This window comes from Egibacteraceae bacterium (genome assembly GCA_040905805.1).
Lineage (GTDB): Bacteria > Actinomycetota > Nitriliruptoria > Euzebyales > Egibacteraceae > DATLGH01.
The window spans coordinates 1-8,825 of the sequence record JBBDQS010000003.1; the positions used below are offsets into that span (position 1 = coordinate 1).

Here is an 8,825-nt window from a genome sequence, read left to right on the forward strand (position 1 = left end):
CACCACAAGCTCCACGACAAGGACTGGACCGCCACCCTTGACCACACCACCGGCAACGTCACCTGGACCAGCCCCACCGGCCGCGTCATCATCGTGCCCCCACCCGACCCGCCACTGTGGGGATAGCGCACCATGAGCGCTCCCCAGGCGGCAGGTCCCCGTAAGCCGTCCGGGCCCGCCCTCCCCCAGCACGCCGGTGGTCATCGTCGCCGAGGACGGTCTCGCCCGTGTGCACGCCGACCCGGATGCGCACCCCGTGCTCGGACCGCTGTGTGAGCGCGGCTATGTCGCGCTGCACGGCGATCATGCACTCAAGGCCTCCGCTCCCAGCCAAGACCGGACCGGTGCGCAGTGGGCCGAGGGGGGAGGTCAGCATGAACCCTTCGCCCTTGGACTTGACCTCCACGTCGTGGCGGACCAAATAGTCGCGCACGACCCCGGTGTGGGTATTCAGCGAATGGGCGGTCCGCAGGTAAGCCGCTGAGCGGGGCAGGTGTTGAGGGACAGCCTTGATGGCGTTGCGGCTGGTCAGGGGTGGAGCCGGGGAGGGGAATCGAACCCCTGACCTGCGCTTTACAAGAGCGCCGCTCTGCCGTCTGAGCTACCCCGGCGGGCAGGCCAGCCTACTGGGACGGACGTGACCCCGAGACGGACGTGACCCCGAGACGGGCGCTTCCTGCTGGCAGGCGAGAGCCCGCGAGGCGGCGTCAACCGGCGTGGCGGATCATGAACTCGTGGTCTGGGTCGGCCACGAGGTCCGGGGCCGGTGGCGTCGTGTCCTTCGACGTCTCGGTCTCCTCTGGCGTGACCGGGTCGGGCAGCTCGTTCCACAGTGCCTGACGCTCGTCCGCCTTGGCAGCGGCAGTGGACGAGGGAGCGGCATCGGTCGCCTCGGTGTCGTGCTCGGTCTCGCTCATGGCCCATGCCTTCCGTTTGCTGTCCCCGTCCATGGTGGCCCGCCGTGCGGGTTCCGTCCACCGTGCCCGACCGGACGGGATCCTTGGGCGTTGCCCACCGGCTACCTACACTGGCTGGGACATCCAGGACTGGAGCGCACCAGCTGATGGACGACGACGACCGGCCTCTCGACGAGCGCGATCAGGCGTTGCTGGACTTCGAGCGGGACTGGTCGGCCCATGCGGGGCACAAGGAGGAGGCGGTTCGCGCGCGGTTCGGGATCTCCTCCGCGCGCTACTACCAGTTGCTGAACCGCGTGCTGACCCGGCCTGCGGCACTCGCCTACGACCCGTTGACGGTGCGCCGGCTGCGGCGCCGCCGCGAGCAGCGCACCGCCCAGCGCGCCGGTCGGACGCTCGGCGAGCGTCCCGGCCAGTAGCGGGGAGCCAGCACTCGTGGGCCGTCACGCCGATCCTGACCCGCACCACTTCTGGCGCTCACTCGCCGCGGCGTTCGTGCGGGCCACGCTGGCCCTGGGCCTGGTCGTCGGGTTGTTCGCCGCTGTGTCAACCATCGGTGACGACCCGCCCGGGGACGGGCCGGCCATGCTCGGCGGCCCCGACGCGATCCACGACGGCGCCCTGCCCTCGGTGCCCGAGGGTCACGGGGACAGCGATGGCCCCGAGGACACCGGAGACGACGCCGGGACCGAGGACGCCGGGACCGAGGACGCCGAAGACGCCGAAGACACCGAGGGCGACGCGGACACCGAGGGCGACGCGGACACCGAGGGCGACGCGGCCGCGGACGAGGGGCCGGGCGACGCGGCCGCGGACCAGGTGCCGGGCGCTGCGGCAGCGGCGCCCGAGGAGACGCGGGTGCAGATCCTCGACGGGGTGAACGACCCTGCGCGCCTCGCGGAGCTCGTCGCCGCGCTCGAAGCGCTCGGCTACCAGGTGGTGGCCACGAACCCGGCCAGCACCGCGTACGCGGCCACCACGGTGTTCTACAGCGAGGGCCAGGAGTCGGCCGCGCAGGCGCTGCAGACCCGGGACCCGCGCATGGCGGTGCTGCGCCCCGCCTCGGGGCTCTCCGACACGGTCGACCTGCACATCGTGCTCGGCGCCGACTGGGCACCCTGAGCCGGGTGGCCGGCGGCGGCGGGCGACCCTTCGTCGCAGCCGGAGGGGCCGGTCCCGTCGGCTACCATGGCGGCGACGTCGATGGCCACCACGCCGGTTTCCCGGCGGACACGGAGCGGCACGTGATTAGCGGATTGCAGACCCTGCGAGTGATCGCGATCGCCGCGGGCGGGACATTCTTCCTCCTCGTCCTGCCGTCTGCCTTCGTGGCGTCCGGTGGCTTCTTCCAGATCGGCGCGCAGGTGCCCCACGTGGCCTTCGTGCTGCTGGGTGCGGCCGCAGCCGCGCTCGTGGTCCGCTGGCTGCAGCTGCGCGAGTCGCACACACCGCGCACCGCCCAGGACATCGCCCTGCTCTACCGCACCCGCTTCCTCCTGTCGGTCGCCGCGGCGCAGATCCCCGGCATCCTGGCCTTCGGGTTCAGCATCTTCGCCCGTCCCTTCCCCGGCCTGGCGGTCATGCTCGGGGTCCTGGTCACCGCCGGCCTGGTGTGGGTGGTCGCACCCACCACCCGGACCCTCGACCGCCTCCAGGACGAAGCCCGCGAGCACCAGATCCACGCCGACGTCCGCGGCGTGCTCGACGAGCTCTACACCTGGCGGCCGTAGCGCGGCGCCCCGCCGAGCCGGGTCAACGGGCCAGTGAGTCACCGCAGCGCCTGTGCCTGTGCCGCCCGCATCGACGGGCGCCCGTCCGCGGTGGTCAGCAGCGACCCGCCGGGGCCGAGCAGGGTCCCGTCAAGGTCGGTGTAGAGGACCCGGAGTGGGGGCAGCCCGGCGAGGTGGCCGGCCAGGCCGGCTCATCCGATCCTGAGCGGGTGCTCGATGAGGTGGGGATCGGGCTCCGGCCCGCAGGGGGCGAACCAGGGGGCGTGCGCGGCCGCGTCGGGGCACAGCCGCCATTTCCGGCCGACCCGGTCGACGCCGATCGGGTACACGGTCAGAACGCCGTCGCCGCCGACGTGCAGGCGGAGGACGTGCTTGAGATCTTGGTGGTGCAGCGGGGCGTACCCCTCGTTGCCGTGCAGGCCGAGCAGGTTGGTGGCCCAGAGATAACCCGATATCCCCACCGTCCCGCCGATGCCGCCGAGCAGGAACACCAGACCGAGGAAGATGACGAAGGACCACGCGCCTTCCAGCCCGGCTCCGGATGACAGACGGGAGGCGACGATCATGACCCCGGCCACGGCCGCGAGCTGCAGCAGCGAATGGATGGATCCGAGCAGAAGGCGGTTCACGCCGCTGGCGCCGTGGGCGAAGCGCACCATCGCCGCCAGCGAGGCCATCAATGCCAGGATCATCAGGAAGGCTGTGGGACTCTCCCACAGGGCGAGGCGCAGGTCGTCGACGCCGATCGCCACATGGCGGTCTCGCACATGCAGCTCGAGCATGAAGACCAACAGCACCTGGAGAATGCCGAAGGCCGCGGCCAGAGGCACGTTGTAGAGCGGGAGCAGCCAGATCCGTCTGCGCAGCCGTCGTGACGCTGCCGGCGACGGATAGGTGGCGGCCCGGCGGTAGGTGACGGGCCCGCCGGCTGCGGGCAGCGCCATGTGCTCAGGGAGGTTGTGGGTGGGGTGCAGGAAGGCGCCACCGCCGCCGGAGGTGATGTGTTGGCGGGGCCCGCCCTCCTCCGCGCAGCGGGAGTAGTAGTGCTTGCCGCTCTGCAGGTACACCAACACCTGAGCACCGCTGGGCTGGATGACCTCACGCTCCAGGTACGCCACATCCCGGTCGGAGTGGATCTCCTCCTGCTTCCGACCGCTCGCGACCTCCTTGCCCATGCACAGGATGATGCGGTCGCCAGGCTGGACCCGGTCGGCGGCGACGCCGACGAAGTACTGCAGCTGGACCTCGTCGAGGTAGGCGCCGAACTGGATGTCGATGCCCCAGAGCCACCAGCTGTTCGGGAGCTTGAGCGCGAAGTAGCTGCGCCGCTGGCTCGTCTTCCATCCGCCGATCCAGCGGTTCAGGCAGAAGATGCTGGTGAAGTTGACCAGGGCGTCGTACCAGTCGTGGGTTCCCGGGATGGCGTAGAGCTCGGGGGTGTCGGCGGGGGCGCACGGCAGCGCAGCCCGGTACGGGCCGAGGAGGCGGTTCTCGTACTCCACCGCCTTGGGCACCGGGTACACCTGGTCGCCCCCCATGACGAGGATGCGTCCGCGCTCGGTCGCGTGGGTGTCGCCGTCCCAGTCGAGCTCGAGCTTCTCGGCGGCCAGGAGGCGTGCGACGGTGTAGGTCGGGTTCCACCCGTCGCCGAGGTCCGCGACGTAGTCGAGCCACAGGTCACCCTGCGCGGAGCGGTCCACGACCTCGGCTGGCTCCCGGCCCTGCTCCCCGCGCTTGTCGGCGTAGGAGCTGAAGATGCCCGAGACGAGCACGCGCCGCGCCGTGTCGGCCAGCTGATGGGGATCGAACCAGCGCACCATGGGCCGGCGCGTGAACCCGAGGTCGGCCTCGGAGGACGGCCGGGGGGGGCACGGCGGAGAGGCCTCGGTGGAAGCCGCATGCGTCTCGGCCATGATGCGGCATGCTAGCAGCAGTGATGCCGGCGTCCTCGCGCGAGCTGGCGACGGCCACACGGCAAACCCCATCGACGAGGCAGTGCAGTGCAGCAACCCCCAGCGGTCTGGCGCGTGCGCCTGATCGTGCACCCGACGGCCACCGCTGTCTCCCCCACGTCCCGGGCCGCCGTGCGCCAGGCCCTGGCGATGCACGACGTCGAGGAGGTCGAGACCACCGGTCGCGACCACGCCACGGTGCTCGCCCGTGAAGCCGCCACGGAGGGTGCGGACGCAGTGGTGGTCCTCGCCGGCGACGGCACGACGAACGAGGCGGCCAACGGGCTGCTCGGCTCGGACACTGCGCTGGCCGTGATCCCCGCCGGTTCGACCAACGTGTTCGCCCGCACGCTGGGGCTGGCCCGCGACGCGGGCGACGCCGCCGCCCAGGCGGTCGAGGCCATGGCGCAACGCTCGGTGCGCCGCGTCCCCGTCGGCCGGGCCAACGACCGCATGTTCATGTTCCACGTCGGGATCGGGTTCGACGCCGCCGTCGTGCAGCAGGTCGAGCGCCGGATGTGGCTGAAGCGCACGGTGGGCCAGGCCCTCTTCGTCTGCGCCGCCGTTAGCACGTGGCTGCGCCACTACCATCACCGCCGTCCCCGCTTCAGCGTCGAGTTCGGCGACGGCAGCATCATCGAGGACGGCTACTTCGCCATCTGCCTGATCACCGATCCCTACACCTTCCTCGGGCCTCGCCCGTTCAATGTGGTCCCAGGCGCGACCGGCGAGCGCGGCCTGTCCGTCGTCGTCGTCCGCTCCCTCAAGGCGCGGTCCCTGGTGGGGCTGGCCAGCCGGGCCCTGCGCGGCGGTGCCACCATCGCGGACCATCCGGATACCGACGTGCGGCACGAACAGCACCGCATCGTGGTCCGCGGCCACGGGCCCGTGCCCTGGCAGGCCGACGGTGACTACCTCGGGCAGACCGAGGAGCTCGTCCTCAGCCCGGATCCCGATCGACTCGCCGTGCTCGTCCCGCCCCCAGCCTGAGAAGCCGACGCGCCGTGAGTTGCACAGGGGGGCGCCCCCTGTCAAGGTGGTGACAGACAATTGCATACACCATCAAGAGAGGTCGAGGGACCGGCCCGACGACGCCTCCGCAACCGTGCCGTGGTCATCCTGCGGCGAAGGTGCGAACTCCGGCCCCTGTCGGGGGGAAGATGGATGCTCCAGTGCGGCAGCCCTCCCGATCGGGGGGCTTTTGCTGTTGATCGGCCCCACCACCACGCTGCCGCAGGAGCCAGGAGCCATGGTGAGCTACGTGCAGGGTCTGCAGTGCCGCGAGTGCGGCACGGAGGCCGATATCGCCGCCGTCCACGTCTGCGAGTTCTGCTTCGGTCCGCTGGAGGTGGTCTACGACTACGCCGCCATGCGCGGCGCGGTGACGCACAAGTCCATCGAGGCCGGCCCCCACAGCATCTGGCGCTACGCCGACCTGCTGCCGATCCTGCCGGGCGCCATCGAGCACGAGCGCGTCGACCTCGGCGCCGGATGGACCCCGCTGGTGCCCGCCCCGCGCCTCGGTGCGGCGCTGGGCCTGCGCGACCTCTGGCTCAAGAACGACACGGTCAACCCCTCGTTCAGCTTCAAGGACCGCGTGGTCAGCGTCGCGCTCAGCGCTGCGCGCCAGCTCGGCTTCACGACCGCCGCGTGCGCCTCCACCGGCAACCTCGCCCACTCCGTCGCGGCGCATGCCGCCCACGCCGGCATGGAGGCCTACGTGTTCGTGCCCTCCGACCTGGAGGAGGCGAAGATCCTCACCACGGCCATCTACGGACCCAAGCTCGTGGCCGTCGAGGGCAACTACGACGACGTCAACCGCCTCTGCGCCGAGGTCGCCGGCGAGTACGGGTGGGCGTTCGTGAACGTCAACGTGCGCCCCTACTACGCCGAGGGCTCGAAGACGCTCGGCTTCGAGATCGCCGAGCAGCTCGGCTGGACCCTGCCCGACCACGTGATCGCGCCGATGGCGTCGGGGTCGATGCTGGTCAAGATCGACAAGGCGTTCACCGAGCTGATCGATCTGGAACTGGTCCCCGGTTCGCCCTACAAGGTCAGCGGCGCGCAGGCGGAGGGCTGCTCGCCCATCGCCACCGCCTTCAAGGACGGCTCGGGCGCCGTGCGGCCGGTCAAGCCCGACACGATCGCCAAGTCCCTCGCGATCGGCGACCCCGCAGACGGCTACTACGCCCTTGACGCCGTCGGGCGCACCGGGGGAACGATGGAGCACGTCACCGACGCCGAGATCGCTGACGCCATGGGTCTGCTGGCACGCACCGAGGGGATCTTCGCCGAGACCGCCGGTGGGGTCACCGTCGCGGTCACCCGCAAGCTTGCCGCCGCCGGTGCCCTGGACCCCGACGCCCGCACCGTGGCGGTGATCAGCGGCCTCGGCCTGAAGACGCTCGACGCCGTCGCCGACCGCCTCGGCCCGACCTACACCGTGGCTCCCGGACTGGACGACTTCCAGGCGGCCCTCAACGCAAAGGACACCCCGTGAGCGCGACCGTCCGCATCCCCACCCCGCTGCGCACCCTCACCGACGACCAGACCACCGTCGCGGTCGAGGGCGCGACCGTCGCGGAGGTCGTCGCGCACCTCGACGCCACGCACCCGGGCATCGGCGAGCGCATCCTCGACGAGAACGGCGCCATCCGCCGGTTCGTCAACGTCTTCGTCGACGACGAGGACGTGCGCTTCGCCGACGGCCTGGCCACCCGTGTGCCCGACGGCGCGACGGTGTCGATCATCCCGGCGGTCGCCGGCGGGTGACCGCTGCCCCCGCGCCTACTGCGCGGGCAGCTCGTCCTGCCCGCCGTCGGGCAGCTGGCCGCGCACGACACCCATCGGGTAGGCCTCCGAGTGCACGTTGACGTACCAGTCCTCGGGGTTGTCCTCGACCATCTGCAGCGTCTCGACCGGGTCGAAGCTGTCCTCGATCTCGATGAAGCCCTCCTCGAACTCGGTGAAGCACCCCGACGACTCCCCGGCCTGGTCGTCGGGCGTGGCGAAGGCCACCGCCACCGGCCCATTCTCCTCCAGTCCCCCGGCGTGCAGGTGCGCGCCCGGGCCGCTCTCGAACGAGTCGCCTGCGTCGAGGCCCTGCACCACGATGTCGGCGCAGATGATCCCCTCGTCGGCGTTGAGCCACAGCCACGCGGTGCCGGTCACGCCCTCCTGGCCCTGACCGAACGCGGGGGGCTCGGCGGTGTCGTCGACCTCGTTCTCCCAGGAGAGGTCGACCACGAACGTGCTGGTCGCCTCGCCGAGCTCGGCGGGCGGGTCGCGCTGCTCGTCGTCGGCTGGGTCGACGGGGTCGGCTCGATCGGTGTCGGTGTCGGGGTCGTCGTCGTCGACCGCGGCATCGTCGTCCGGGGCCTCGGGCTCGGGTTCGGCGGGCTCGGGCTCCTCCTCGGCCGGCTCGTCGACCGGGGTCTCCCCGGGGTCCTCGGCGATCTCCTGCTCGTCGCCGCCCAGCGCAACCACCAGCAGCACAGCGACCAGGACGATCAGCAGCGCCACGGGGATGAAGATCTCGGGTCGGGTGTACCAGGGGTCGCGTTCCTCGGCGGGAGACGGCCCGTCGGGGTCCGCGTCACCGCCCATCGGGACGGTCGGGTCGTCGGGTCCGGTCGGGGTGCCGCTCATCGTGGAAACCTTTCAGCCGCTCAGCGCCGAGCCTACCCGTGACCCGTGGCCGGGACGCGCCCGCCGGCCTGGCACAATCACCGCCATGCCCGACTCGATCGACCAGCGTGCACGCGCGCTCACCGGCATCCTCGCCGCCCACCAGTCGGTGGTCGTGGCCTACTCCGGGGGGGTCGACTCGGCCTACCTGCTCGCCGTGGCCGGCGAGGTGCTCGGCGAGCACGTGGTGGCCGCCACCGCCGTCAGCCCCTCCCTGCCCGCCGCCGAGCGCACCCAGGCCGCCGCGCTGGCCGCCGAGCTCGGGGTGCGCCACGTCGAGGTGTTCACCGACGAGGCCGAACGCGCCGCCTACCGCCGCAACGACGCGGACCGGTGCTTCCACTGCAAGACCGCGCTGTTCGACGTGCTGGAGCCCATCGCCGAGGCCTTCGCCGGGGCCACCATCGCCGTCGGGACGGTCACCGACGACCTCGGCGACCACCGTCCCGGCCAGCGCGCCGCCGCCGAGCGGGGTGTGGCCACGCCCCTGGCCGACGCCGGCCTGGCCAAGGCCGACGTCCGCGAGCTGTCGCGGGGGG

At 71.8% G+C, this 8,825-nt stretch carries 10 protein-coding genes, 1 tRNA gene and 1 riboswitch; of the genes, 7 read left to right on the plus strand and 4 right to left on the minus strand.

From position 1 onward, the window contains the following. Positions 1-535: 535 nt before the first annotated feature. Positions 536-611, minus strand: a tRNA-Thr gene (locus WD250_00725). A 96-nt stretch (positions 612-707) separates the two neighbouring features. After that, positions 708-917 (minus strand): hypothetical protein, encoded by a 210-nt coding sequence (locus WD250_00730; protein MEX2618718.1) that lies wholly within the window; start codon positions 915-917, stop codon positions 708-710. 146 nt (positions 918-1,063) lie between these two features. Here WD250_00730 and WD250_00735 point away from each other — a divergent pair, with 146 nt between their 5' ends. From WD250_00735 to WD250_00745, 3 genes are all read left to right on the plus strand, one after another. Further along, positions 1,064-1,336 carry a DUF3263 domain-containing protein gene (locus tag WD250_00735; protein ID MEX2618719.1) on the plus strand — a complete coding sequence of 91 codons (273 nt, stop codon included), beginning with the start codon at positions 1,064-1,066 and terminating at the stop codon, positions 1,334-1,336. A gap of 16 nt (positions 1,337-1,352) precedes the next feature. Next, positions 1,353-2,039, plus strand: a complete 687-nt coding sequence (locus WD250_00740; protein MEX2618720.1) for a LytR C-terminal domain-containing protein — start codon at positions 1,353-1,355, stop codon at positions 2,037-2,039. Between the two features lie 122 nt (positions 2,040-2,161). Beyond that, a complete protein-coding gene (locus tag WD250_00745; protein MEX2618721.1) occupies positions 2,162-2,647 on the plus strand; it encodes a hypothetical protein in 486 nt (161 codons plus the stop codon). A gap of 191 nt (positions 2,648-2,838) precedes the next feature. Here the strand turns inward: WD250_00745 and WD250_00750 are convergent, their stop codons facing one another. Beyond that, positions 2,839-4,560, minus strand: a complete 1,722-nt coding sequence (locus tag WD250_00750; GenBank protein MEX2618722.1) for a hypothetical protein — start codon at positions 4,558-4,560, stop codon at positions 2,839-2,841. 87 nt (positions 4,561-4,647) lie between these two features. Here WD250_00750 and WD250_00755 point away from each other — a divergent pair, with 87 nt between their 5' ends. From WD250_00755 to WD250_00765, 3 genes are all read left to right on the plus strand, one after another. Continuing rightward, positions 4,648-5,589, plus strand: coding sequence for a diacylglycerol kinase family protein (locus WD250_00755; protein ID MEX2618723.1), 942 nt, complete (start codon positions 4,648-4,650; stop codon positions 5,587-5,589). A gap of 66 nt (positions 5,590-5,655) precedes the next feature. After that, positions 5,656-5,766, plus strand: a riboswitch (SAM riboswitch). Between the two features lie 82 nt (positions 5,767-5,848). Then, complete coding sequence (gene thrC / locus WD250_00760) at positions 5,849-7,099, plus strand: threonine synthase (GenBank protein MEX2618724.1); 1,251 nt, start codon at positions 5,849-5,851, stop codon at positions 7,097-7,099. Continuing rightward, positions 7,096-7,371: a ubiquitin-like small modifier protein 1 gene (locus WD250_00765; GenBank protein MEX2618725.1), complete on the plus strand. Its 276-nt coding sequence runs from the start codon at positions 7,096-7,098 to the stop codon at positions 7,369-7,371. Before thrC ends, WD250_00765 begins: the two co-directional genes overlap by 4 nt. Before the next feature lie 15 nt (positions 7,372-7,386). Here WD250_00765 and WD250_00770 read toward each other — a convergent pair whose 3' ends face one another. Next, the gene (locus tag WD250_00770; GenBank protein MEX2618726.1) at positions 7,387-8,247 is read right to left on the minus strand and encodes a CHRD domain-containing protein; all 861 of its coding nucleotides are present in this window, start codon (positions 8,245-8,247) and stop codon (positions 7,387-7,389) included. An 85-nt stretch (positions 8,248-8,332) separates the two neighbouring features. Here WD250_00770 and WD250_00775 point away from each other — a divergent pair. Next, on the plus strand, positions 8,333-8,825 hold a 493-nt coding region (locus WD250_00775), incomplete at its 3' end, for an asparagine synthase-related protein (GenBank protein MEX2618727.1).

Bases quoted from the DNA above. Each gene is read 5' to 3' on its own strand.
- WD250_00730 (MEX2618718.1), bottom strand. From the start codon at position 917: ATGAGCGAGACCGAGCACGACACCGAGGCGACCGATGCCGCTCCCTCG.
- WD250_00735 (MEX2618719.1), top strand. From the start codon at position 1,064: ATGGACGACGACGACCGGCCTCTCGACGAGCGCGATCAGGCGTTGCTG.
- WD250_00750 (MEX2618722.1), bottom strand. From the start codon at position 4,560: ATGGCCGAGACGCATGCGGCTTCCACCGAGGCCTCTCCGCCGTGCCCC.
- thrC (MEX2618724.1), top strand. From the start codon at position 5,849: ATGGTGAGCTACGTGCAGGGTCTGCAGTGCCGCGAGTGCGGCACGGAG.
- WD250_00770 (MEX2618726.1), bottom strand. From the start codon at position 8,247: ATGAGCGGCACCCCGACCGGACCCGACGACCCGACCGTCCCGATGGGC.